We start from the raw sequence: 23,613 nt of genomic DNA, 5'->3' as shown, positions 1-23,613 counted from the left end.
CGCTTGAGGATCACTGCTGAACTTCCGAGATCCCTTCGACCTTGACCTCAACCCGGCGATCCGGGGCCAGGCAGACGATCAGCTCTTTCTTGGACTTGCTGGTGCAGCTGTCGCCGGTGACCGGATTGCCCTTGCCGCGACCTTCCACGTTGACCTTGCCTGCCGGCAGGCCCTTGCCGACCAGATAGTCGGCGACGGTCCGGGCGCGCTGCTCGGAGAGCTTCTGGTTGTAGGCATCGGAGCCGATGCGGTCGGTATAGCCGATCACGGTGGCGACGCCATCCTTGGGTCTGGCCTGCTCAATCTGGCTGTAGAGGTTATCCAGCGCCTGGCCGGCGGCCGGCTTGAGGGTGGCCTTGTTGAAGTCGAACAGCACGTCCGAGCTCAGGGTGAACTGCTTGTCGACCACTACCGGCTCGGGCGCCGGGGCCGGCACCGGTGCGGCCACCACGGGGGCTACCTGACCGAAGCGATAGACCACGCCGACCGCCAGCAGGCCGTTGTCGAGTTCGGCCCCGGTCTTGTCGAGTGCCTTGTCGCCGAGCGGGGTGGTGTACTGGTACTCGAGACGGGCGGCCCAGTCGCGGTTGAAGGCGTATTCGGCACCCAGGGCACCGACGAAGGCGGCGCCGTTGTCATTGTCCAGCTGCTTGCTGTCGGTCCAGGCGTAGGCGCCACCCAGGCGGGTATAGAGATCCAGGCTCTCGCTGACCGGCAGGCCGATCTTCATGGTGAGCTGGGCCAGCTGGGCCTTGATCTCGTCCCGGCTGATGTCGGTGGGGATCAGTTTGTCGGTCGCCGTGTACTTGTATTTGCCGAGCCAGTCATAACCGAGCTCGACACCGAGGTTTTGGTTGATTTGATAGCCGAGGAAGGCGCCGGCACCGACGTCATTCTTGTCCTCTTCGCTGATGGCGTAGTCGTCCTTGATAGCCTGGTTGTGATCGACGCCATAGAAGTTGGACCAACCCAGCTTGGCACCGCCATACCAGGTATTGTCCTGTCCGGCAGCCTGGGCGTTGGCCGCAAGCAAGCCTGAAACCAGCAAGGTAATCAGTGTTTTATTCATGTTGAGCCTCTGCAATTTCATATTGTCGGGGGGAGGTTGATAGGGTCGCCTCTCCTTATGGGTCGGGGCTTATAGCACAGCCACAACAGATTAAGGGTAGTCGCTTTAAGCAGGTTCTCAACCAACTGATATAAAACATAATGTGATTACCATTGCCGCAATTTGCCGCGGAAGTTTGCGCTCTGGCGAGGGAGCGCAATAGTTAACCGAGGCGGATTTGCTGCGAGGTGGGCATGAACATCAGATGGATATGGCTGTGCTGGGCATTGTGGCTGGCGCCGGGCTGGGCGGCCGAGACCCTGCAGGTGGTGACCGAGGACTATGCGCCCTACAACTATCTGGAGGAGGCCGACGTCAAAGGGCTCGGCACCGAGGTGGTGGAGGCCATGCTGGAGCAGGCCGGCTTCGAATACACGCTGGACATCTACCCCTGGGCGCGGGCCATCTCGCTGGCGCGCAGCCGCCCCAACGTGCTCATCTACAGCATCAGTCGCTTCCCCGAGCGCGAGGCACAGTTCCAGTGGATCGGGGCGATAGCGCAGATCAATTTTCACGTCTTCGCCCTGGCCAAGCGGGACGACATCAAGCCGTTCAGCCAGCTGTCGCAGGCACGGGCCTGGTCCATCGGTACGGTGCGCAACGACGCGCTGGAGCAGTACCTGATCGGTCGCAAGTTCTCCAACCTGCAACGCAACAACAACCACGAGGCCAACATGCTCAAACTGCTGATGGGGCGCATCGATCTCTGGCCGGTCTCGCAGGAGACGGCCAACTACTACGCGCGCCAGGCGGGCTATGGGCCGGAGACCCTCAAGATAGTGCACGACATCGAGGATTTTACCGGGGGCGATCTGTACGTGGCGGCGAGTCTGAAGACGCCGCCCGAGGTGATCAAGCGGCTGCAGGAGGCGCTGGCCACCATCAAGCAGAACGGCATCTACGACGGCATCGTCAAGCGCTACCGCTGAGCGGTGGGCCCGCCGGGGCTGCACAACAAAAAGGGCCGACTGTCGTCGGCCCTTTTTCATCAGTGGGCGAGGAACTCGTATTGAGCCTCGATGAAGGCGCCGGCCCGCTCGCTCAGGGCGGCGTGCACGACGGTGGTGGGGTGCACCTGATCCCAGAACATCTTGCCTTCGCAGTCGAGGGTGCTGGCGCTGCGCCGCACCATGGGGCTGGCAACGGCCTGGGCCAGCAGCGGGTTGCCGGCGATGGCGAGCCGCTCCTGCGGGTTGAAGGCGGAGAGACTGCTGTCACTGGCGACGCTGGCTGCACTGCGGGAGGCAAACGGCTTCCACACATAGCCGCCGCCGTAGCAGGCGTTCTCGGTGTCGCTCAGGCCGAAGTTCTGCGGTTCGCGCAGCATCTCGGCGAACTGCTTGTCGATCTCGAACAGCTTGACGATGCCGGTGGGGGCCAGCTGGCGTGCCAGGTTCAGCAGCAGCTGGTTGTGGTAGGCGGAGACATGGCTGGCCGCCTCGACCACTTTCTGGCTGCGGGCCGAGGGGTTCTGGCCCAGATCCGGCAGGTTGAACAACAGAATCTGCTTGGCGCCGTTCAATACCATGCGGTTGGCCGCATCGCTGATGGCGTCGCGCACCCGCTTGGCATCCTGCTCGGTGTTCCAGCCATAGGCCAGGTAATCGTTGGCACCGACCCAGAGGATCACCAGATCATCGGGCTTGAAGCTGTCCTTTTGCAGGAACTGGGTCACCTCGTAATCCAGGTTGTTGATGACCTGATACTTGGGATTCCAGGAGATCTTGTTGTAGGCCACCGCGGTGGCGCCCCCTTCCGCCTCGTTGGCGATGGTCAGCCCCGGGAACTGCTGGGTCAGCTGTTCCAGCCAGACCGGCCCGTTGGAGAAGCGGCCCTGATAGTAAGGGGGGCTGGAGGGGAGGTAACCGCGCATCTTGCTATACATCTTGCCGGTATCGGAGAGGCTGTCGCCAAACATCACGATCCGGGAGAAGGCGGGGCGACTGTCGGCTGCCTGAACTGTCAGCGCGAAGAGTCCCAATAAACACACAAACCATTTCTTCATCTTGTTGTTCTCATTGGTTGGAAGCAGGTGGTGCCTGCAGACTGTTCCTCGATAGGCAAAGGTGCTGGGAAGCTGTTTTGCCATCTTGCAGGGTATCTAGCCGAATTTAATTTCGCAGTATGCGGTGTGGATTAAATCGATTACGGTCACACCGCTGTCCCCCAGATGGGGAGGCTTCACGTTTGTTTCACGCACCGGCCGGCACACTGCTCCCGTACCCAATGACAGGAGCATGAAATGAACAAGGCAAGCGTAATCGGTCTGTTGACCCTGATGTCCATCTCTTCTTTCGCCATGGCGGCCTATACCGGCCCGCAGGAGCAGAACAAGGTGTCCGTCGCGCAGTTGAAGGATCTGGCCGATGACAGCTGGGCCACCCTGGAAGGGAAGCTGGTCAAGCACCTGGGCGGCGAGAACTACATGTTCCGCGACGCCAGTGGCGAGGTGGAAGTGGAAGTGGATCAGGATGTGTGGCGCGGCACCGAGGTGGGCCCGGACGATCTGATCCGCATCCGTGGCGAGGTGGACCACAGCTGGAACAAGACCGAAGTGGAGGTGGAGAGCCTGGAGAAGGTGGGCGCCGCCCCGCAGAGCAAGGGCGGTTTCATCGCCAAGTAAGGCCTGAATCCCTACGCCAGACGTAACAAGGGCGCCTCCATGGAGGCGCCCTTTTGCTGTTGGTCTGCTTAGCCGGTGCGGGCCAGCGTGCGCTTGAAGCCCTTCTCGGCCTGATTGACCTTGTAGAGATAGCGTCTGGCTTCCGCCTTGGGGTGCTGCTCGGTCAGGATCTGGTACACCGCCTCGGGCGAGAGCTGGTTGATCATGCCGGGCGCCGCCTTGCGGTCACTGGAGAAGGTGTTGAGCACCCCGCCGGCGCCGCCGTTGTAGGCGGAGATGACGGCGTAGCGGCGCGAGCGCGGATCCTGGATATCCACCAGATAGACAGTCTGCAGCAGGTGCAGGTAGGCGGTCCCGACGTCGATGTTGTAGGCCGGGTTGAACAGGTCCTCCCGGGTCGGCTGGCCACTCTTGCCCTTGACCCGCACGTAGACGTCCCGCCCGGCGGTGGCCGGGATCACCTGCATCAGGCCGTAGGCGTTGGCATGACTGACCGCATAGGGGTTGAAGCTGCTCTCGGTCTTGATCACCGCGTAGATCAGGCTCTCGGCCACCCCGTACTTGCGGGAGGCTTCCCGGATCAGGCTGGCGTACTTGTAGCCCCGTCGATCCTCGTGGTTGGCCACCATGGGGATGTCGACGAAGAAGATGGTGCGAATGCCGAGGGTGCGCTTCTTCATCGCCGTGTTGAGCAGGTAGTCGGCATAGCGCTCGGCGCGCCAGTCGAAGCGGATCGGCTGGCCCTGGTTGTCCAGCACCTGGCCGTAAAGGAAAGGCTCGCCGCCGGGCAGGATCTCGGCGTCGGAGTAAAGATCTACTTCCGCCGGATCATCCGGGGTAAGCAGGGTCTCGATGATGGCGCGGCGCAGGTGGGAGCGCGGGTCGATGCCGGAGACGGTCTCGACCATGATGTGGCCGCTGGAGAAGTCGATGTGGGCCCGGCTCTTGTACTGATCCGTGTATTTGACGTAGTCAAACTTGCCCGCAAACAGCGCCTCACGCCCCCATATCTCGTTCACGTTGTGGGAGAGTGCGCTGATCATGTGTTCGAAACCGCGGATGTCCTTGCCGTTGACGAGATCGTCATCCTCGTTGCCATTGGGCTTGGGGGAGGATGAGCAGGCAGAGAGAAACAGCAGGGTGCACAGCAGCCAGAAAATTCGGCCCATAGAGTCCTCAAACTGGGCGGCGGGCCGCCCGTCACTTCCGTCGTTGCCGTGAGTCGGCGGGGCCGGCCTGCGCAGGCCGGCCCCGTTCACGGATTATTTGCTGGGCGGGGTATAACCGTCGATGGCCACTTCACCCGCTTCGAACAGGTAGTTCACCATCTCTTTCTCCAGCAGTTGGCGATGCTCGAGGTTCATCATGTTCAACTTCTTCTCGTTGATCAGCATCACCTGCTTCTTCTGCCACTCGGTCCAGGCTTCCTTGCTGATGTTGTCAAAAATGCGCTTGCCGAGTTCACCGGGGTAGAGCTGGAAATCGAGACCCGGGCCCTCTTTTTTCAGGCGCTGGCAAAATACGGTACGGCTCATGTTGACCTCTATGGTTGTAAGTCCGGATAGGCGAGCAGACGGGCCGTGGCGGCCGCCAGACCCACCTCTGCAGGATGGCGTAAGTTATACCAGAGTCGGTTATCCGCTTCCATGAGCAGGGGGGCCGGCGGCGCGTCGGTTTCGACCAGCATGGGCCGGATATCGAGGTGAAAGTGGCTGAAAGTATGGCGAAAACCGGCCAGTTCACGGGGTTCGCTGCCGGTCAGGCCGAGCCGCTGCAACAGCCCCGCCACCTCGGTGTCCGACTCCACCTGGGGGAAGCAGTAGAGCCCGCCCCAGATCCCTTGCGGCGGCCGCTTCTCCAGCAGCAGCTGATCGCCGTGGCGGATGAGCAGCATGATGCCGGTACGGGCCGGGATGCTCTTTTTGGGCTTGCTGTTGGGGTAGGCTGTGGGGTTGCCCTGCGACAGCCCCTGGCAATCCTCCCGCACCGGGCAGCGCTCGCAAGCGGGCTTGCTGCGGGTGCAGACGGTGGCCCCCATGTCCATCATGGCCTGGTTGTAGTGGGCCACCCCGAGCTTGGGGGTGAGGCGGGTGGCCAGCTCCCACAGATCGTTCTCCACCTGCTTCTGGCCGGGCCAGCCGGGCAGGGCCAGCCAGCGGGTGAGTACCCGCTTCACGTTGCCATCCAGAATGGCGTGGGGCTGGCCAAGCGAGAGGGAGAGCACGGCGCCTGCGGTGGAGCGGCCGATCCCCGGCAGCGCCATCACCTCCTCCAGCCGCTCCGGGAAGAGGCCGCCATGGAGGTCGCGGATCTGCTGGGCCGCCTTGTGCAGGTTGCGGGCGCGGGCGTAATAGCCGAGCCCGGTCCAGTGGTGCAGCACCTCGTCGATAGGGGCGTCGGCCAGTGCCAGCACGTCGGGAAAGCGGGCCATAAAGCGCTGATAGTAGGGAATGACCGTAGCGACCTGGGTCTGCTGCAGCATGATTTCCGAGACCCAGACCCGGTAGGGGGTCTTCTCCTGTTGCCAGGGCAGGGTCTTGCGGCCGTGGAGCTGATACCAGTCCAGGATCCTGGTGGCGAAGGTCGCGTTATCTGAGTTGTTCACATTATGCTCATGTTATTGATTTAAAACTAAATTGACTAACGTGTAGCAGTCTTGGCGCTGATACCAGTGCAACGCCCGGTTGGCGAAGGTGGTGTTGTTCGGATTGCTCACGTTGTTCTCATGTTATTGATTAAAAAGGGGAGCTCTCAGGCTCCCTCTTGAAATGATGGCCAGCCTCGGGCTGGCAGGGGCGCGTTTCAGCCGCGCCAGTCCTGCAGCGCCTTGAGGCTGACGTTCTGGCCGCCCACCTGCAGGATGATGTAATCCTGGGCGATGGCGAGCAGGGTGACGCCGGGGGCGACTTCGCTGCCTTCCCGGTAGGTGCGCCCGTTCAGGGTCACGGCCCGGTTGGCCGGGTTGGAGGAGAAGACGTGGGCACCGTAGGCCAACGGCGGCACCTGCTGGCGGAGCGCCTGCGGCAGGGCGCTAAGTGGGGTGGCCTGCAGTTCGGCCGGCACCTGTGGTGGCGCGCTCTGCTGCAACGGGGTGTTGTTGAGGGCATTGAGAATGCGCTCGGCCAGCCCCTGGCTGCTGTCGGCGGGCGCCGGTGCGGCTTGGGCATCGGTTTTGGGGATGACCACGGGTTCGGGCGGCGGCGGTGGCAGCGGACGGGTGATCATCGGCTTGGGCTCGACTCGCACGAAGGGCGGCGTCACCACCTCTTTCACCTCCACCGTCTTCTCGATGGGGCGGTTGTTGAGCAGGTGCCAGCCGTAGTTGGCGGCGGCCCCCATCACCAGCGCCAGCGGGGCCAGCAGCCACCAGATCCAGCGCCTGGGTTGTTCCTCTTCCTGGCTGACCGGCAGCCCCATCGCCGGGATGTGCGGGGTGAACTGGGGCTGGTCGGCCCGCCGCAGCGCCTTGAGCAGGGTGGACATCAGGAAGCCTCCTCCGACAGTGTGTTGATGGCATCGTCATCCTCTGCCGGATCAAGCCTGGCCGGCTTGCTGGCCCGCTGGGCAGGGTCTTCCAGCTTCGGCATGGGTTCGCCAGCCATCACGTTGAGGCGCAGCAGGGTGTTGCTGCCGGCGATGCCGTCCGGGTTCAGCCCCTGAGCGCGCTGGAACTGCTGCAGCTTGGTCTTGAGCTCGGCATCGAAGCGGCGGACCTTGCGATCCGGCTGCTGCAGGGCCCGGCTGAGGGCGTTATCGAGCCACTGCACCTGGCTGGGGCCGGCGTTGTTGCCGATCAGGGTGACACCCCCCTTGGGCATGCGCCACAGCAGGGTGTAGCTGCCGCCCCAGTAATCGCTCAGCCACTGTCTGTCCACCTGCCAGCTCTGGTTGCCGATGAGCAGGTTGGCCTTGTCGGGCCCGAGATTGACCAGGGTGGCGTAATAGGTGCCGCCGGTCTCGTCGGTCAGGCTGATGAGGGCCGGGTGCTGCAGGGCCTGCAGATCGGCCAGGGAGGCCTCACCCTCCTGGCAGCGTAGGCCGGCGCGCGGCGCGTTGTCGCAGGTCGCCTCTTCCAGCTCGGTCTGGTAGCCCCACACCTTGTAGAGATTCTGCATGGCGCTGTCCGGTTCCAGCGCCTGATTGATGGCGCGGGTCAGCTGCTCCTGCTGCTCCAGGGTGTCGTCCACCTTGACCGGCACCTCCACCGTGACTACCGGGCGGGTCGGGAAGAAACCGAAGAACTGCCAGCCCCACCAGCCGGTGGCCACCAGCAAGGCACCGACCAGCGCCACCATCAAGCCGGACTGCCAGGTGCCCTCGTCACGGATGCCGCTCACCTCGAAGGCCGCCAGGCTGATGTCGCCGTGCACTATCTTGTGGCTGCCGCGGGCGAAAGCGGCGATCAGGGCGCGGTCGCAGATGAGGTTGATGAGGCGCGGAATGCCGCCGGAGAGGCGGTGCAGGGTCTGGATCGCTTTGGGGGTAAAGATGGGCTGCACGCAGCCGGCCACCTGCAGACGAAAGCGGACATAGGCGTCCACGTCCTGGCAGGAGAGCGGCAGCAGGTGGTAGCGGGCTGTGATGCGCTGGGCCAGTTGGCGCAGCAGGGGCTGGCGCAGCATTTGCTGCAGCTCGGGCTGGCCGATGAGCACCACCTGCAGCAGCTTCTTCTCGTCGGTCTCCAGGTTGGTGAGCAGGCGCAGCTGTTCCAGCACGCCGGGCAGCAGGTGCTGGGCTTCGTCCACCAGCACCACGCTGCGCTTGCCTGCCGCCAGATTGGCCAGCAGGTGATCGCGAATGAGGTCGAACAGCTGCTTGAGGCCGGCATCCAGGCCATAGGCCAGCTGGAACTCGTCACAGATGGCCGCCAGCAGATCGCGTTCGGTCAGGGATGGATTGAGGATGTAGGCAATCTCGGTCTCGGCCGGCAACTGCTGCAACAGGCAGCGGGAGACGGTGGTCTTGCCGGTGCCCACTTCCCCGGTCAGCAGCACGAAGCCGCCTCCATCCTGCAACCCGTAGTTGAGGTGGGCGAGGGCTTCCCCGTGGCGTTCACTCATGTAGAGGTATTTGGGATTGGGCGAGATGGAGAACGGGTGCTCCGACAGACCGAAGAACTGTGTGTACATAAGGATCCATTCCATTGTTATGGGCGGCAGGTTAAAGCCTCCCCAAAGGGATGTCAAAGACCCGGATGCCATAAGGGGGGCCAGCGCGCACCCTGATTTGCCGGCGGGAGAAAGGGCGCTGCCGGGTTGGCTGGCGAGGGGCGTTTTGCCTCTCATTGGGCCGTCATGGGCTCGTTCCCGCCAATGGGGGATGGGGGCAGCCATAGTCTCCACCGGCCAAACCGGTATAATCGGGACAGGTTTATCAAGGGAGACACAGCTTGCAGACTTATCTGGTTGGGGGCGCGGTGCGGGATCGCCTGCTGGGATTGCCGCAGGGCGACAGGGATCACCTGGTGGTCGGGGCGACCGTGGAACAGATGCTGGCACTGGGCTTTACCCAGGTGGGCCGCGATTTCCCCGTGTTTCTGCACCCCGAGACCCAGCAGGAGTACGCGTTGGCCCGCACCGAGCGCAAGCAGGGTCGCGGTTATACCGGCTTCGTCTGCCACGCCTCGCCGGAGGTGACGCTGGAGCAGGATCTGCTGCGCCGGGATCTCACCGTCAACGCCATCGCCGAGGATGAGGCGGGGCAACTGCACGATCCCTATGGCGGCATCGAGGATCTGAAACAACGGCTGTTGCGCCACGTCTCCCCCGCCTTTGCCGAAGATCCGCTGCGCATTCTGCGGGTGGCCCGCTTCGCCGCCCGTTTCCACGCCCTGGGTTTCGTGGTGGCCCCCGAGACGCTGGCGCTGATGCGCGAGATGACCGAGGCCGGCGAACTGACTCACCTGACCCCGGAGCGGGTCTGGAAGGAGCTGGAGAAGGTGCTGCTCGGACCGACCCCGCAGGTGTTCTTCGAGGTGCTGCGCGAGTGCGGCGCCCTGGCGGCCCTGTTCCCCGAGCTGGATGCCCTGTTCGGGGTGCCTGCCCCCGCCAAGTGGCACCCGGAGATCGATACCGGCATCCACACCATGATGGTGCTGGCACAGGCTTGCCGGCTTTCGCCCGAACTGGCGGTGCGCTTCGCGGCGCTGTGTCATGACTTTGGCAAGGGGCTGACCCCGCCGGAGTTCTGGCCGAGCCACCACGGCCACGGCCAGAAGGGCTTGCCGCTGATCCGCGATTTCTGCGAGCGGTTCAGGGTACCGAACGAGTGCCGCGATCTGGCGCTGCTGGTGAGCGATCTGCACACCCATATCCACATCGCCTTCGAGCTCAAGCCCGCGACCCTGCTCAAGGTGTTCGACAAGGCTGATGCCTGGCGCAGACCGGAGCGCTTCGCCCAGCTGCTGGACGCCTGCCGCGCCGACTTCCACGGCCGCACCGGCTTCGAGGAGCGGGTCTATGCCGAGCCCGACTATGTGGCGCAGGCGCTGGCGGCGGCCCAGGCCGTGCCGGTGAAGGAGATAGTGGCGGCCGGGTTCAAGGGGGAGGCTATTCGCGAGCAGCTGGCCAAGCGGCGGCTCGATGCCATCAGCCGGGTGCGCGACGAGTGGACCTTCCTCGAGGATTGACGAGGTGTGGAGACGAAGCATGGACAAAAAAGCCCGGGTCACTGACCCGGGCTTTTTCATTGCGGAGCCTGCACGGCAGGCGGCTATTCACCTGGGCCGAAACGCCCCTGCACGGGGTCGTAGAAGTAGGCCTGATAGTTGAAGTCGATCCCCTCGATGTAGGGATTCTCCAGCCGGAACAGCCGGCGGGTATGGAGGTGGGCGAAGCTCAGGGAGGGTTTGAAGGTCTTCAGCCAGAGCGCCTGCAGGGAACCGTCGCGCCAGGCGGCCTTGAGCCCCTGCTGCACCCGCGTGATGGCCTGTTGGTTGCTGTTGTGGGTGAAGAAGACCCTGGGCAGCGGATAGTAGAGCGCCACATTCTCATCCATCACCAGTCCGGGTACGTCACTGTGATTCAGTTTCTCCTGGGGCAACTCGTTGATCCCGCGGCAGAAGAGCGCGAAACGGCCGCGTGCCACCATCTTGAACAGCTGCTCGTAGCCCTCTACCTCCTGCACCTTGAAACCGGCCCGCTGCAGGATCTGCACGTCGAGCCAGCCCTTGCCCTGACCAATGTCGAAGCGCTTGAGCCCCTCTAGGCTGGTCACTCCGGCGACGGCGCTCTGCTGCTCAGGGCTGACGAAGCAGATGCGGTAGCTGACGATGCCGAGGTGGATGGGAAAGCGCACGTAGTCGATGCCGCTCATGTCCCGATCGGAGCGGTAACTGTCCATGGCGAACAGGTTGGGGTAGTCATTGAAGCGCAGGCTGACCCACATCCGGGCCAGGGTCATGGGGGGCGCGGCCTGCATCCGGTAGTCGCCATGGCTGGCGCGGGTCTTCTCCAGCGCCAGGCGCAGCAGCTCGCGATCATAGGTGCTTCTGGGATCGTGCTCGCTCTCCGGACTCATGTAAGTGAACAGGGTCGGGCTGGCCAGCACGGGCAGGGCTAGCAGCAGGGCAAGCAGCGGGGTCCAGTGCATCATGAGCTCCTGTGAAAGGCTGAGACTCCTCTGAGTGTAGTGGCTCTCCCCGGCGGTGAGCGGGGAGCCGCCGGGCTCACTGCTTGCCGCTGGCCGGCTCGCCGGGCCCGAAGCGTTGGGTGAGGGGATCGTAAAGGTAGGGCTGGTAATCGAAGTCGAGCCCCTGCAGCAAGGGGTTGTCCAGCCTGAACAGCAGCCGCTGGTCCAGCTTGGCGAAATCCAGCGCCGGCTTGAAGGTCTTGAGCCAGAGCGCCTGCAGGGAGCCGTCCTGCCAGGCCAGTTGCAGGCCGGCCCGAACCCGGCGCAGGGCGTGCTGGTTGTCCTTGTGGCTGTAGAAGAGGTGGATGAAGGGGTAGTAGAGCGCCAGATGCTGGTCGACCGTCAATTGCCCCAGATCCCGGTGCGTATCCAGCTCGGTCAGCAGCTCGTTGGCCCCCCGGCAGAACAGATCCACCCGGCCGCGCACCACCAGCTTGAACAACCGCTCGTAGCCCTCCACCTCCTGCACCTTGAAGCCGGCACTGCGCAGGATGTCGGCATCCTGCCAGCCGCGCCCCTGGCCATGGCTGAACTGCTGCAGCTCGTGCAGGGTGCGCACCTGGGCCACGGCTTGCTGCTGCTTGGGGCTGACGAAGCAGATGCGATAGCCGAGGATGCCGAGATCCACCGGAAAGCGGACATAGTCGAGATCGTGGCTGCCCTCCGGGCGCGGGAAGCTGTCGATGGCCAGCAGGTTGGGGTAGAGGTTGTACTGCAGCACCTGACGCAGCCGGGTTCGGCTCATGGGCGGGGCCGGTCGCAGCTCGTAGTCGCCGAAGCTGTCGCGGGTCTTCTCCAGCGCCAGTTGCAGCAGCTGCTGGCCGTAGAGGGTGCGCAGGTCCCGCTCACTCTCGGGGCTGACGTGGGTCACTATGTCCAGGGCCGGCAGAAGGGGGGAGAAGAGCAGGCTGCCGGCCAGCAGCCCGAGGATCATCACTCTGTGGTTCATCATACCGCTCACTGCTGTCACATTGAGTTGAGTGTAGCGGCTGTGGCGCCAAGGCTGGGGGCCTGGGCCCGGGAAACCCGGCTTTTACCGACGCACTGGTTACCAGAACAGCTGGCCGAGCAGGGGGGCCAGCAGCACGGTCACCATGCCGGCAATCATCATCACCATGCTGGAGACCACCCCCTCCTCGTTGCCCATCTGATAGGCCTTGGCGGTGCCGGCGCCGTGGGCCGAGGCTCCAAACCCCGCCCCCTTGCCGAGTCGGCTGCGAATGGCCAGCAGGGTGAGCACGCTCTCGCCGACCGCCATGCCGATGACGCCGGTCAGTACCACGAACAGGGCGGTGAGATCGGTCTGGCCGCCGATGGCGCGGGTCGCCTCCACCGCAAACGGGGTGGTGATGGAGCGCATCGCCAGACTGCGCTGCAGCATGTCGGAGAGATCGAGCCAGCGGGCCAGCAGCACGGTACTGCCCACCGCCATCACCACCGAGGCGACCACCCCCACCGACAGTGACAGCCAGTGGCGGCGAATGAGCTGGCGGTTCTCGTAGACCGGCACCGCGAAGGCGACGGTGGCCGGCCCCAGCAGCCACAGCAGCCAGTGGGATTCGGCCATGTAGTCCTGATAGGGGATGTGGAACAGCATCACTACCGCCACCAGCAGGGTCGGCGCCAGCAGCAGCGGCATCAAGGGCAGGATGCGTTTCTTGCCGTAGAGCCACTTGCTGGCGTAGTAGAACAGCAGAGTGAGGGCAAAGCAGAGTAGGCCGAGCAGGGTATCAGACATGACGACGACTCCGGCGGGCCAGTTTCAACTCGAGGCGATAGACCCGGTCCACCACCAGCGCCGTGGTGCCGAGCACCAGTATGGTGCTGAGCAGCAGTACCACCATGATGCGCCACCCCTCCTGCAGCAGCAGATCCTGATAGTTGACCACCGCCACCACCGCCGGCACGAAGAACAGCAGCATCTCGGCCAGCAACCAGCGGGCGCCGGCGCTGAACCAGTGGGTCTTGACCACGCCGAGCAGGATCAAGGCCAGCAGGGCCAGCATGCCGGTGAGGTTGGCTGGCAGCGGCAGATGGAAGGTACGTACCGCCAGATCCGCCAGCAGCCAGATGGCGGCCAGCAGGGCGATTTGGAAGGGGGTCTGGAACCAGCGAATGCAGAGGGCTTTCATGATCTAGGTCTTTCTGTGAACTTGCTCACAGTATAGAGAGAGGCCAAACCTGCAAAAAATGAATTTAAATTATAAAAATCATGCCAAAGAGGCATGATCGGGTTTTGCCGTCCGCCAGGAGAGAGCCATGGACATCCGCGCCCTGCGTTACTTTGTCGAACTGGTGCGGGAACAGAGCTTCACCCGCGCCTCCGAGAAACTGTTCGTCACCCAGCCCACCATCAGCAAGATGATCCGCAACATGGAGGAGGAGCTGGGTCAGCCGCTGCTGAGCCGTGCGGGGCGCCGCTTTACCCTGACCGACAGCGGCCGGGTGCTGTTCAACCGGGCCCAGACCATTCTGGCCGAGATGCAGCAGCTGGAGGCGGAACTCGCCGATCTGCAGAGCCTGCAATTCGGCCGGCTGGCGCTCGGCATTCCGCCCATGGTGGGCCACGTCTATGCCGATCTGATCCGCGCCTACCGCAGCCGTTACCCCAAGGTCGAGCTCTCCATCGTCGAGTACGGCGGCCGGCGCATCGAGCAGGCGGTGCTGGAAGGGGAGCTGGATCTCGCCATCACCATGCTGCCGACCAAAGAGGGAGGCGCCCTCAGTGCGCTGGAGCTGGACCAGTACCCGATCCAGGTGGTGCTGCCTGACCTACCGCGCTGGCGGGATTGCCCTGACATCCGGCTGGAGGCGCTCTGCGACGAGCCCTTCTTGCTCTACACCCAAGCCTTTACCCTGAGCGAGCGGCTGGAGCAGGCGTGCCGAGTGGCCGGCTTCGAGCCCCAGGTGGCGGCGCGCAGCAGCCAGTGGGACTTTCTCACCGCCATGGTGCGCAGCGGCATGGGGGTCGCCTTTTTGCCCGAGCCCATCTGCCGGCGGCTGGCGCCGGATGGCCTGGTGTTGCGACCGCTGGTACCCGAGCTGAGCTGGCGGCTCGGGGTGATTTGGCCGAGCGAGCGCTATCTTTCCCGCACCGCCGAGGCCTGGCTGGCGCTCTGCCGCGAGCAGGGGCAAACCGGCCCCCAAGGCTGAGCGGGCGGGCCGCCTTCAGTGGGCGGTCAGCAGGCTGCCCAGCTGGCGGCAGAGACGGCGCAGGGCCTGGTTGTCGAGGGAGGCAAAACCGAGCAGCCATCCCTCCTGCGTCGGTGGGCCCAGGTAGAACTGGCCGAGGGGGCGCAGCCCCAGCCCCTGTGCGTTGGCGGTCTCTGTCCAGCGCGCCTCGCCGCCGGGGGGCAGCTGCACGGCGCACTGCAGACCGGCCCCGCTGTGGATGGGGGTGAGGGTGGGGCAGTGGCTGGCCAGCTCGGCCAGCAGCAGGTCGCGGCGGCTCTGATAGACCAGCCGGCTCTGGCGCAGGTGGGTGGCGAAGTGGCCGGCGCGGATGAAGTCGGCGGTCACCGCCTGCAGCAGCTGGTTGCTGTGGCCATCGACCGCGGCCCTGGCCCGACAGAAGGACTCCATCAGTGGCCTGGGCAGCACCAGGTAGGCGAGGCGCAGCGAGCCGAACAACACCTTGCTGAAGGTGCCCACGTAGAGCACCCGTCCCTGACCATCCAGCCCCTGCAGGGCGGGGAGCGGCCGCTGATCGTACTGGTACTCGCCGTCGTAGTCGTCTTCCAGGATCCAGGCGCCGTGCCGCTCGGCCTCGGCCAGCAGCGCCATCCGCCGTGGCAGGCTCATGGGCACGCCGAGCGGATACTGGTGGGCGGGCGTGGTGTAGATGAGCCGCGGCGCCGGGTGTTCCCCCTGCGGGTTGAGCCCCTCCTCATCCACCGGCACCGGGTGCACCCAGGCGCCGGCACTCTCCATGGCGGTGCGGGCCCCGGGGTAGCCGGGATCCTCCACCCAGACGGTATCGCCGGCATCGATCAGCAGCTGGGTCGCCAGCAGGATCCCCTGCTGGGAGCTGGTGAGGATCAGGATCTGGTCCGGCTCGCATACCACGCCGCGCGATTGCACCAGATAGCTGCTGATGGCGCCTCGCAGCGCCTCCAGCCCCTGCGGCTCCCCGTAATTCATCCAGTCACCGGCGTGCCGGCGCCACTGCTGCTGCATCAACCGGCCCCACAGGGCCTGGGGGAAGAGGCGGGGATCCGGCTGGCTGGAGGCAAAGGAACGGCCCACCTCGGGCACGTCGTGACAGGCGCCGCTGTCGGCCATCTCCTGACCGCGGCGCGACAGGCCGGCCGCCGACTGGGGCGGGCGCGGAGTCGGGGAGACCGCAGCCAGCGCCACGAAGCTGCCGGCCCCCACCTTGCGCACCAGATAGCCCTCCGCCTCCAGCCGGCCATAGGCCAGCTCCACCGTGCTGCGGGAGAGCCCCAGATCGGCGGCCAGCATGCGGCTGGCGGGCAGCCGGCTGTGCTGGGGCAGGTGGCCGGCCAGCATGGCCGAGCGCAGGGTGCGGACCAGCTGTTCGTGCAGCGGCAGATCGCTGGCTTGCTGGGTGGCAAACAGGGTGGGCAGGGCAGGCATGGGGATCTCCCGGGCGCTAATTGGTCTGCTCATATTGGCAAAATTGGTTGGCGTGGCAAGGCCATTATGTCGCTACATTGAGGCTCAAGGTTCGGGATTCACAACTATTGGCAATGAAAGGAGTCTGCATGTCGGAGTACAGCGCCACCATCAGCTGGCAGCGCGGGGCCAGCGAGCCCTTCGTCGATCAAGGTTACAGCCGGGCCCACTGGTGGGAGTTCGACGGTGGCGTCAGGGTGCCCGCCTCCTCGTCTCCCCACGTGGTGCCGCTGCCCTGGTCGGTGGCCGAGAACATCGACCCGGAAGAGGCCTTCGTCGCGGCGATCTCCAGCTGCCACATGCTCACCTTCCTCTGGCTGGCGGCCAGGGCGGGTTACCTGGTGGAGAGCTACCGGGACGAGGCGGTGGGCATCATGGAAGCCAATGCCCGCGGTCGTCAGGCCATCACTCGGGTCACCCTGCAGCCGCTGGTGCAGTTCGGCGGTGAACGTCAGCCGGATCTGGCCGCGCTCGAGCAGTTGCACCATCAGGCACACGAGGAGTGTTTCATCGCCAACTCGGTCACCACCGACATCACCACCCGGATCCGGGTTTGAGTACAAGGAGCGTCACTATGAGTCATGTATTGAGCAGCGGGCTGGCCAGTGCCGAACAAGCCCGCCTCTTCTTCGAGGCCCAGCTGGCCTTTCGCACCGATCCGGCGGATCTGGCCGCCGATCTGCTGGCCGGCGAAGAGCGGATCGTCGTCATCGACACCCGCTCTGCCGGTCACTACGCCGAGGGACACATCCCCGGCGCCATCAGCTTCCCCCATGTCACCATGAACCCTGCCAGCACGGCTGCGCTGGTGCGGGACAAGGTCTATGTCTGCTATTGCGACGGCATCGGCTGCAACGGCTCGACCCGGGGTGCCTGCAAGCTGGCGGCGCTCGGTTTTCAGGTCAAGGAGCTGATCGGCGGTCTGCACTGGTGGCGGCAGGACGGCTTTGCCGTCGCCACCGGTAGCGAACCGGGCGTGCTGCAAACGGGAGGGATTGCCTGTGGCTGCTGACATCCATCTGAACGAGTTCGGCCAGCCGGTCGGTGCGCCGCTGCCCGACTGGCGGGGCGCCGAGTTCCCGCCCCGTCGCCCCCTCAACGGCTGGGGTTGCCGGCTGGCGCCGCTGGATCCTGAGCGTCATGGCCCCGGCCTGTGGCAGGCCTTCAGCGCCGACAGCGGGGCCATGTGGACCTACCTGACCACAGGCCCTTACGCAACAGAGGCTGACATGCTGGTCTGGCTGCGAGAGTGCGCCGCCAAGAGCGACCCCCAGTTCTACACCATCTTCGACGAGCATGGTGAACAGCCGCTGGGGCTGGCCAGCTACCTGCGCATCGACCCTCTGGCCGGCAGCATCGAGGTGGGCTGGCTGCACTTTTCCCCCGCCTTGCAGCGCTCGCGGTTGGCGACGGCGGCGATGGCGCTGATGATGGCCAATGCTTTTGCCCTCGGCTATCGGCGTTACGAATGGAAGTGCAATGCCTTCAACCAGCCCTCCTGGCAAGCGGCGTTGCGCCTTGGTTTCAGCTACGAGGGGACCTTTCGCCAGAGCCGGGTGGACAAGGGGCGCACGCGCGATACCGCCTGGTTCTCGGTGATCGACAGTGAGTGGCCGGCGCTGCAGGCCTGCTTTGCGCGCTGGCTGGCGCCTGACAACTTCGATGCGCAGGGGCACCAGCGCCTGCGCCTCTCGACCCTCACGGCCGCCTTGCGCGGCGCTTGAATAAACCAGGGCGGCCATGGCCGCCCTGTTGTTTTTGCCGTCTTGTCTGCTCGCTGCGGATCTCCCTTCGCTTCTCTTTCTGCACTTTCTGCACTGCTTCTTCGCAGCGTCTTCACTGCCCGGGTGCGGAGAGGATTGTATTAACATTTTTTTAATGTATCTTGTTTTTGAAATTAAATGCCATTTCGAACGAAAGTAATTTGCTGGCTTTCGTCCATTATCCAGGAGGCAAGATGAGCGTCACCCATACCCAGTTGCCCGCCGATCACAAGGCGGCCATCCGTCAGATGAAACAAGCCCTGCGCGCACAACTCGGCGACGTGGAGGCGGTCTTTGCCGAGGTCAGCCGCCGCATCGAGGCGCGGGTGGCCGAGGTGGAAGCGTTGCGAGCCCGTGGTGAGCCGGTGTGGCCAGAACTGGATTACCAGGCGCTGGCGGCGGGCCAGGTCGGCGAGGCCGAGCGTGCAGCCATACGGCGGCGCGGCTGCCTGGTGATCCGCGGGCACTTTGCACGGGAACGGGCGCTGGCCTGGGATCGCGACATGCTCGACTACCTGGATCTCAACCGTTTTGATGAGCTGTATCGCGGTCCCGGCGACAGTTTCTTCGGCTCCCTTGCCGCGTCGCGCCCCGAGATTTATCCCATCTACTGGTCACGGGCCCAGATGGAGGCGCGCCAGAGCGACGAGATGGCGACCGTGCAGTCGTTCCTGAACCGCCTGTGGCAGTTCGAGCGACCGGATGGGACACCCTGGTTCGACCCGGACGTGAGCATCATCTATCCCGATCGTATTCGCCGCCGTCCGCCCGGCACCTGTTCTCGCGGGCTGGGTGCCCATACCGACTCGGGGGCCCTCGAGCGCTGGTTGCTGCCGGCCTACCAGCGGGTGTTTGCGTCGATTTTTCGGGGGGAGATCGCCGCCTACGATCCCTGGGATGCGGCCAATCGCACCGAGGTCGAGGAGTACAGTGTGGAGAACACCACCAAGTGCTCGGTATTTCGTACCTTCCAGGGGTGGACGGCGCTCTCCGACATGTTGCCGGGGCAGGGGTTGCTGCACGTGGTGCCGATCCCCGAGGCGATGGCCTACGTGCTGCTGCGGCCGCTGCAGCCGGACGTGCCGGAAGATGAGTTGTGCGGTGTCGCGCCGGGCAAGGTGCTGCCGGTCTCCGAGACCTGGCATCCGCTGTTGCTGCGGGCGATGAGCTCGATCCCGGCGGTGACCGCAGGGGATTCGGTCTGGTGGCACTGCGACCTGATCCACGGCGTGGCGCCGGTGGAGCAGCAGCAGGGGTGGGGCAACGTCATGTATATTCCGGCGGCGCCCCGTTGCGAGAAGAACATGGCCTATGCGAGCCTGGTGCGGCAGGCATTGGAGCAGGGGGCTTCGCCTGGCGACTTCCCCCACGAAGATTACGAGGCCGACTGGCAGGGGCGCTTCACCCTGGCCGATCTGAACGACCATGGCCGCCGCGCACTGGGCATGCTCCCGTAAACGAGGCTGGCCGGGCGGGCCTGCGCAGTGGCAGGCCCGCTCACGTTTCTATTCCCCGATGGGGGCGGCAATCCACTGCATCAGGCGCAGCATGTCAGCGGGTGCTACCCCCACCGAGAGGCCGCGCTTGCCACCGCTCACCAGGATCTCGTCAAACTGCATGGCCGAGTCGTCGAGCACGGTGGGCAAGAGCTTCTTCTGGGCCAGCGGGCTGATGCCACCGACCTTGTAGCCGGTCAGCTTCTCGGCCTCCGCCGGCTTCATCATCTCCACCTTCTTGAGACCGGTGGCCTTGGCCAGCTGCTTGAGGCTGCACAGGCCGGACGAGGGGACGATGGCCACCACCGCCTGCTTGTCGTGATGGGCGATCAGGGTCTTGAACACCTGTGCCTCCGGCAGGCCGAGCTGGGTCGCGGCATGCTTTCCGAAGTCGTCGTGGGCTTCGCACTCGTAGGGGTAGAGCTTGTGAGGGATCTTGAGCTTCTTCAGCAGGTTGATGGCTGGCGTCATGATGGGTGCCTTGAGTCGAAACAAGGCCAAACAGTCTGCGCCTGTGGGGCGGGTGATGCAAGTTGCTCGCGTCCCCAAGAGGTGGATGCGCGCGCCGAGATAAAAAAAGCCCGGGTCAATGACCCGGGCTTTTCATTGCAGCACGACTCAGGAGAAGCAGATCTGCAGCACGTAGAAGATGGCGATGGCCAGGATGGCGCCCGCAGGCAGGGTGATGACCCAGGAGACCACGATGTTGCGCAGCACGCCCAGGTTCAGCGCCGCGATGCCGCGCGCCAGACCCACGCCCATGACCGCACCGACCAGGGTCTGGGTGGTGGAGATGGGCAGACCGGTGCCGGAGGCGATCACCACGGTGGCGGCGGTGGCCAGCTGGGCGGCGAAGCCACGGCTCGGGGTCAGGTGGGTGATGCCGGTACCGACGGTGGCCATCACCTTCTCGCCCATGGTGGCCAGACCGATGACGATGCCGATGCCGCCGAGCGGCAGGATCCACCAGGCGATGTGGGAGCTGCCGCCGATCTCGCCGCCGGCCGCCACGATGGAGGCGACCGCGGAGAGCGGGCCGATGGCGTTGGCCACGTCGTTGGAGCCGTGGGCAAAGGCCATGGCACAGGCGGTGATGATCATCAGGATGCCGAATACCTTCTCCACGTTGGCGAAGTGCATCTTGCTGTCATCCTGCGGGTTGTACTGCTGGCCACGAATGTAGAGCCAGCCGGCAAACGCCACCGCGATGGAGATGGCGATGGAGAGCAGGATGCCCTCGCCGTCGGTCAGGTGCAGACCGACGTGGGTCAGCCCCTTCTTGATGGTCACCAGGCAGATCACCAGCGCAGTCAGGAACATGTAGAAGGGCACGTAGCGCTTGGCGTTGTTGAGGGGATCATCGGTGTTGAAGATGAGCTTCTGCACGCTGATGAACATGAAGTAGGCGATGACGCCGGAGATGGCCGGAGTGATGATCCAGGAGCCGACGATGCCGCCGAACTTGCTCCACTGCACCGCCTCCGGGCCAATGCTCACCACGGCGAAACCGACGATGGCGCCGATGATGGAGTGGGTGGTGGAGACGGGCCAGCCGAAGTAGGAGGCCAGGATCAACCAGGCGCCGGCGGCCAGCAGGGAGGCTATCATGCCGAGCACCAGCAGATCCGGCGTATCGGCAAAGGCGTTGCTGTCGATGATGCCGTTGCGGATGGTCGCGGTCACTTCGCCGCCGGCCAGATAGGCACCGGCAAACTCGAAGATCATGGCGATGATGATGGCCTGACGGATGGTCAGGGATTTGGTGCCGACCGACGTACCCATGGCGTTGGCGACGTCATTCGCGCCAATACCCCAGGCCATCAAAAAGCCGAACAAGGCCGCCACGAGCACCAGGGTGGTGCCGTAATTCGCGATAATGTCCATTCAGTGTTTACCCAGTCAGTCGATTACGAACGAGCCAGCATCAGTTCCAGACGGGCGCCAACGCGCTCGGCCTGATCTGCCAGGTCACCTACCCATTCGAGGATCTTGTAGAGGAACATAACGTCGATCGGATTGTATTTCTGCTCAACGGCTTGCAGCTGTTGGCGCAGCCCGATCTGCATGGTGTCAGTATCGTCCTCGATAAGATCCAGCTGGTGGATCATCTCGGCAACCATTTCAACTTCACGTCCTTTAAAGCCGGTTTCGAGCAGCTCATCGAGTTCTCCGATGGCTTTCTCGGCTTGGGCGGTCGCATCGATACAGCGTTTGAGATAGGCCATGAAATCGGCACGCATCTCGGAGGGGAATTCCATTTTGCGGCCAAGCATGCGGCCGGAAATATCCTTGGCACGGTTGGCAATCTTGTCCTGCTGGGTCAGCAGTTCGAGCAGGTCGGTACGGGCAACCGGCAGGAACAGGCCGCGAGGCAGCTTCAGACGAATTTCACGCTTGAGGATGTCCGCTTCTTTTTCCAGCTGGGCAATCTGCAGCCGGATCTTCTCGGCATCTTCCCAACGGTCTTCGGCAACGGCATCAAAGAAGGGGACCAACTGCTGGGAGCACTGGTGAACCTTGACGATGTGCTTCTGCAGCGGCTTGATGGGGGACTTGGCAAAAAGCCCCAAAATAGTATTTACTGGCATGGCCAAACCTGTGTCGGTGAAAAAACACTCGATACGATTTTATGAGGGGCGCATGGTAACCGAACTGCGCCATCAATAAAACCGTGAATTAATCCTGATGTATCGCAGGCATTATATCCTCGCGCTTAGCATCACGCCCCCCAAAGTTGCCTGCCAGCCCGGAATGACTATGCAAACTGAGATCGAGATAAAGTTTTTTGTCTCCCGAGATATTCGACAGCCTTTTTTCAACCTTCTGAATTCACTGGAAATTATATCCAACTCCCAAGCCGAGCTCGGCAATGTCTATTTTGATACGCCCGCGCTGGATTTGCGCCGCCTGGAGATGGGATTGCGGATCCGTCGCAGCGATGATTTCGCCGAACAGACGATTAAATGTCGGGGCCAGGTGGTGGGCGGACTGCATGCCAGACCCGAATACAATGCTCCGGTCGCTGGCGATATGCCCGCGCTTGACGTTTTTCCTGACGAGATTTGGCCGAGTCTTTCCACACGCGATGCAATCCAGGGCGCCCTGGTGGCCCAGTTTCGCACCGACTTCCTGCGCCGCCACTGGTTGATCGCCTTCGAGGGCGCTGAAATTGAGCTGGCCTGGGATCAGGGGGAGATCGTCGGCGTGCTCGGCAAGAGTCGCATCGACGAGCTGGAGCTGGAGCTCAAAGCCGGCGAGGCGAGCGCCCTGTTTGGCTTGGCAGAGCAGTTGGCCGGGCTTGGTGGCCTGCGGCTCGGGGCTCAGTCCAAGGCCCAGCGCGGTTATCGGCTGGCGGGGCTCGGCAAGCTGCTGGCGCTGCAAGCCTTGCCGGCATTGACCGACCTGAGTGCGGACGAGCGAATCGCCCTCGGCCTGCAGCACTGGCAGCATCACGAGCAGTACTGGCTGGAGCAGACGGACGCCGAGGCGCAGGGGTTGGCGTTGCAGCAGCTGCGCCTGGGCATAGACCTGATTGTCGAGGCAGCCGGCAGGTTGCCGGCAGCGGACTGGCTGGTGGAGCTAACCCGGCTCGGGCCGCGGCTGGCCTTGGCGGCCGGGCAGGCCGACTGGCAGCAGGCGTTGCCGGCCCTGTTCCTTCAGGCCGACTATGTGCGCCTGCAACTGGCCATCGCGGCCTGGCTGCACCGGCAAGGGTGATGGGCTGCGCCGCAGCGCTTGCAATGCAAAAAGGTGAGCATGGCTCACCTTTTTCTTTCGCTGTCGATAGGGCCAGCGGGGCTGGCATTGTAGGCCTGCGCGGCTGATTCAGACCTGGGTGTAGATCAGCCCGGTGCTGCGCACCACGTCTTCTCCCTGGCAGCGCAGTTCCAGTTCGCTGGTGTCGCAGGGCTGGCCGTTGTGCTCGATGCAAAATTCGAAGCGGGTACGGGATTTTACCGGAATGTGCTGCGAGTTGGTGGGGGTGGCCTGCCATTGCCACAGCTGCAACACGGCGATGGCGGCGTCACTGAACTGCGGGTCGCTGCTGTCCAGCACCCGGATCTGTTCGGCCCGTCCCGCCGGGTTGATCACGTACTCGAGCGAGCTGCAACCGGTCTGCCCGGCCAGGATGGCCTCTTTGGGGTAGCGGGACTCCATCCGGGTGAGCGGGCTCCACTGGGCGCTCACTTCCTTGAGATCGCTTAAGGGGAGGGAGGTCAGATGGACGCTGTGGGTCTGCTGGCTGCAGCCGGTCAATGCGCACAGGGCGCCCAGCAAAAGAGTGGCTTTCATGTTCGCTTCCCTTCGTTATTGGTATTGCTGGCGGGCCGGGGCCCGCCGCTCGGCAGGGCCATTAAT

Annotated in this window: 25 protein-coding genes; 9 read left to right on the top strand and 16 right to left on the bottom strand. The window is 64.1% G+C overall.

Features of this window, described 5'->3' with window-relative positions:
* Window positions 1-10: 10 nt before the first annotated feature.
* On the bottom strand, window positions 11-1,069 hold the full coding sequence (gene ompA / locus C2U40_RS19390) for a porin OmpA (protein ID WP_011707503.1): 1,059 nt from the start codon (window positions 1,067-1,069) through the stop codon (window positions 11-13).
* Between the two features lie 233 nt (window positions 1,070-1,302).
* On the opposite strand from ompA, the gene C2U40_RS19385 reads away from it, so the two are divergent.
* Entirely contained in the window at window positions 1,303-2,037 is a 735-nt protein-coding gene (locus C2U40_RS19385; RefSeq protein WP_043164613.1) for a substrate-binding periplasmic protein, read from the top strand.
* A 59-nt stretch (window positions 2,038-2,096) separates the two neighbouring features.
* On the opposite strand, the gene C2U40_RS19380 is transcribed toward C2U40_RS19385, so the two are convergent.
* Window positions 2,097-3,113, bottom strand: a complete 1,017-nt coding sequence (locus tag C2U40_RS19380; protein ID WP_039214012.1) for an SGNH/GDSL hydrolase family protein — start codon at window positions 3,111-3,113, stop codon at window positions 2,097-2,099.
* A gap of 237 nt (window positions 3,114-3,350) precedes the next feature.
* Here C2U40_RS19380 and C2U40_RS19375 point away from each other — a divergent pair, with 237 nt between their 5' ends.
* Complete coding sequence (locus C2U40_RS19375) at window positions 3,351-3,731, top strand: YgiW/YdeI family stress tolerance OB fold protein (RefSeq protein ID WP_011707500.1); 381 nt, start codon at window positions 3,351-3,353, stop codon at window positions 3,729-3,731.
* A gap of 68 nt (window positions 3,732-3,799) precedes the next feature.
* Here C2U40_RS19375 and mltC read toward each other — a convergent pair whose 3' ends face one another.
* The 5 genes from mltC to exeA all read right to left on the bottom strand — a co-directional run bounded on the left by mltC (window position 3,800) and on the right by exeA (window position 8,860).
* Window positions 3,800-4,900 (bottom strand): membrane-bound lytic murein transglycosylase MltC, encoded by a 1,101-nt coding sequence (mltC, locus tag C2U40_RS19370; RefSeq protein ID WP_005305423.1) that lies wholly within the window; start codon window positions 4,898-4,900, stop codon window positions 3,800-3,802.
* A gap of 93 nt (window positions 4,901-4,993) precedes the next feature.
* Window positions 4,994-5,266 (bottom strand): oxidative damage protection protein, encoded by a 273-nt coding sequence (locus C2U40_RS19365; RefSeq protein WP_005305420.1) that lies wholly within the window; start codon window positions 5,264-5,266, stop codon window positions 4,994-4,996.
* An 8-nt stretch (window positions 5,267-5,274) separates the two neighbouring features.
* Window positions 5,275-6,336: an A/G-specific adenine glycosylase gene (mutY, locus tag C2U40_RS19360; protein ID WP_103827072.1), complete on the bottom strand. Its 1,062-nt coding sequence runs from the start codon at window positions 6,334-6,336 to the stop codon at window positions 5,275-5,277.
* A 197-nt stretch (window positions 6,337-6,533) separates the two neighbouring features.
* The gene (gene exeB / locus C2U40_RS19355; RefSeq protein ID WP_103827071.1) at window positions 6,534-7,214 is read right to left on the bottom strand and encodes a GspB family T2SS assembly factor variant ExeB; all 681 of its coding nucleotides are present in this window, start codon (window positions 7,212-7,214) and stop codon (window positions 6,534-6,536) included.
* Window positions 7,214-8,860: a type II secretion system protein ExeA gene (gene exeA, locus C2U40_RS19350; RefSeq protein ID WP_181014714.1), complete on the bottom strand. Its 1,647-nt coding sequence runs from the start codon at window positions 8,858-8,860 to the stop codon at window positions 7,214-7,216. Before exeA ends, exeB begins: the two co-directional genes overlap by 1 nt.
* Before the next feature lie 260 nt (window positions 8,861-9,120).
* Here exeA and C2U40_RS19345 point away from each other — a divergent pair, with 260 nt between their 5' ends.
* Window positions 9,121-10,359 (top strand): multifunctional CCA addition/repair protein, encoded by a 1,239-nt coding sequence (locus C2U40_RS19345; protein WP_103827070.1) that lies wholly within the window; start codon window positions 9,121-9,123, stop codon window positions 10,357-10,359.
* Between the two features lie 83 nt (window positions 10,360-10,442).
* Here C2U40_RS19345 and C2U40_RS19340 read toward each other — a convergent pair whose 3' ends face one another.
* The 4 genes from C2U40_RS19340 to C2U40_RS19325 all read right to left on the bottom strand — a co-directional run bounded on the left by C2U40_RS19340 (window position 10,443) and on the right by C2U40_RS19325 (window position 13,492).
* Window positions 10,443-11,321 (bottom strand): hypothetical protein, encoded by an 879-nt coding sequence (locus tag C2U40_RS19340; RefSeq protein ID WP_103827069.1) that lies wholly within the window; start codon window positions 11,319-11,321, stop codon window positions 10,443-10,445.
* 76 nt (window positions 11,322-11,397) lie between these two features.
* Window positions 11,398-12,312, bottom strand: coding sequence for a hypothetical protein (locus C2U40_RS19335; protein ID WP_103827068.1), 915 nt, complete (start codon window positions 12,310-12,312; stop codon window positions 11,398-11,400).
* A gap of 96 nt (window positions 12,313-12,408) precedes the next feature.
* Entirely contained in the window at window positions 12,409-13,098 is a 690-nt protein-coding gene (locus C2U40_RS19330; protein WP_011707492.1) for an LrgB family protein, read from the bottom strand.
* Window positions 13,091-13,492, bottom strand: coding sequence for a CidA/LrgA family protein (locus C2U40_RS19325; RefSeq protein ID WP_011707491.1), 402 nt, complete (start codon window positions 13,490-13,492; stop codon window positions 13,091-13,093). The genes C2U40_RS19330 and C2U40_RS19325 overlap by 8 nt, the downstream gene beginning before the upstream one ends.
* 127 nt (window positions 13,493-13,619) lie before the next feature.
* Between C2U40_RS19325 and C2U40_RS19320 the strand changes: the two genes are divergently transcribed.
* Window positions 13,620-14,513 (top strand): LysR family transcriptional regulator, encoded by an 894-nt coding sequence (locus C2U40_RS19320; protein WP_103827067.1) that lies wholly within the window; start codon window positions 13,620-13,622, stop codon window positions 14,511-14,513.
* Between the two features lie 15 nt (window positions 14,514-14,528).
* Here the strand turns inward: C2U40_RS19320 and pdxR are convergent, their stop codons facing one another.
* Window positions 14,529-15,956: a MocR-like pyridoxine biosynthesis transcription factor PdxR gene (gene pdxR, locus C2U40_RS19315; RefSeq protein ID WP_103827066.1), complete on the bottom strand. Its 1,428-nt coding sequence runs from the start codon at window positions 15,954-15,956 to the stop codon at window positions 14,529-14,531.
* A gap of 128 nt (window positions 15,957-16,084) precedes the next feature.
* Between pdxR and C2U40_RS19310 the strand changes: the two genes are divergently transcribed.
* From C2U40_RS19310 to C2U40_RS19295, 4 genes are all read left to right on the top strand, one after another.
* Window positions 16,085-16,552, top strand: a complete 468-nt coding sequence (locus C2U40_RS19310; RefSeq protein WP_103827065.1) for an OsmC family protein — start codon at window positions 16,085-16,087, stop codon at window positions 16,550-16,552.
* A 17-nt stretch (window positions 16,553-16,569) separates the two neighbouring features.
* Window positions 16,570-17,007 carry a rhodanese-like domain-containing protein gene (locus C2U40_RS19305; RefSeq protein ID WP_103827064.1) on the top strand — a complete coding sequence of 146 codons (438 nt, stop codon included), beginning with the start codon at window positions 16,570-16,572 and terminating at the stop codon, window positions 17,005-17,007.
* Entirely contained in the window at window positions 16,997-17,719 is a 723-nt protein-coding gene (locus C2U40_RS19300) for a GNAT family N-acetyltransferase (RefSeq protein ID WP_077095191.1), read from the top strand. Before C2U40_RS19305 ends, C2U40_RS19300 begins: the two co-directional genes overlap by 11 nt.
* Window positions 17,720-17,952: 233 nt before the next feature.
* Window positions 17,953-19,215, top strand: coding sequence for a DUF1479 domain-containing protein (locus tag C2U40_RS19295; protein ID WP_103827063.1), 1,263 nt, complete (start codon window positions 17,953-17,955; stop codon window positions 19,213-19,215).
* 48 nt (window positions 19,216-19,263) lie between these two features.
* Here the strand turns inward: C2U40_RS19295 and ybaK are convergent, their stop codons facing one another.
* The 3 genes from ybaK to C2U40_RS19280 all read right to left on the bottom strand — a co-directional run bounded on the left by ybaK (window position 19,264) and on the right by C2U40_RS19280 (window position 21,842).
* Window positions 19,264-19,725 carry a Cys-tRNA(Pro) deacylase gene (gene ybaK / locus C2U40_RS19290; protein WP_011707484.1) on the bottom strand — a complete coding sequence of 154 codons (462 nt, stop codon included), beginning with the start codon at window positions 19,723-19,725 and terminating at the stop codon, window positions 19,264-19,266.
* 147 nt (window positions 19,726-19,872) lie between these two features.
* A complete protein-coding gene (locus C2U40_RS19285) occupies window positions 19,873-21,138 on the bottom strand; it encodes an inorganic phosphate transporter (protein ID WP_016352095.1) in 1,266 nt (421 codons plus the stop codon).
* A gap of 23 nt (window positions 21,139-21,161) precedes the next feature.
* Window positions 21,162-21,842 carry a TIGR00153 family protein gene (locus C2U40_RS19280; RefSeq protein WP_103827062.1) on the bottom strand — a complete coding sequence of 227 codons (681 nt, stop codon included), beginning with the start codon at window positions 21,840-21,842 and terminating at the stop codon, window positions 21,162-21,164.
* 169 nt (window positions 21,843-22,011) lie between these two features.
* Here C2U40_RS19280 and C2U40_RS19275 point away from each other — a divergent pair, with 169 nt between their 5' ends.
* Window positions 22,012-22,971 (top strand): CYTH domain-containing protein, encoded by a 960-nt coding sequence (locus C2U40_RS19275; RefSeq protein ID WP_103827061.1) that lies wholly within the window; start codon window positions 22,012-22,014, stop codon window positions 22,969-22,971.
* 108 nt (window positions 22,972-23,079) lie between these two features.
* Here C2U40_RS19275 and C2U40_RS19270 read toward each other — a convergent pair whose 3' ends face one another.
* Window positions 23,080-23,547 carry an energy transducer TonB gene (locus C2U40_RS19270; protein ID WP_103827060.1) on the bottom strand — a complete coding sequence of 156 codons (468 nt, stop codon included), beginning with the start codon at window positions 23,545-23,547 and terminating at the stop codon, window positions 23,080-23,082.
* Between the last annotated feature and the right edge of the window lie 66 nt (window positions 23,548-23,613).

Origin of the sequence: Aeromonas sp. ASNIH4 (assembly GCF_002934425.1) — a bacterium.
GTDB lineage: Bacteria > Pseudomonadota > Gammaproteobacteria > Enterobacterales > Aeromonadaceae > Aeromonas > Aeromonas hydrophila.
The sequence above is the reverse complement of the archived record's forward strand: the minus strand, read 5'-3'. Positions and strand labels throughout refer to the sequence as shown.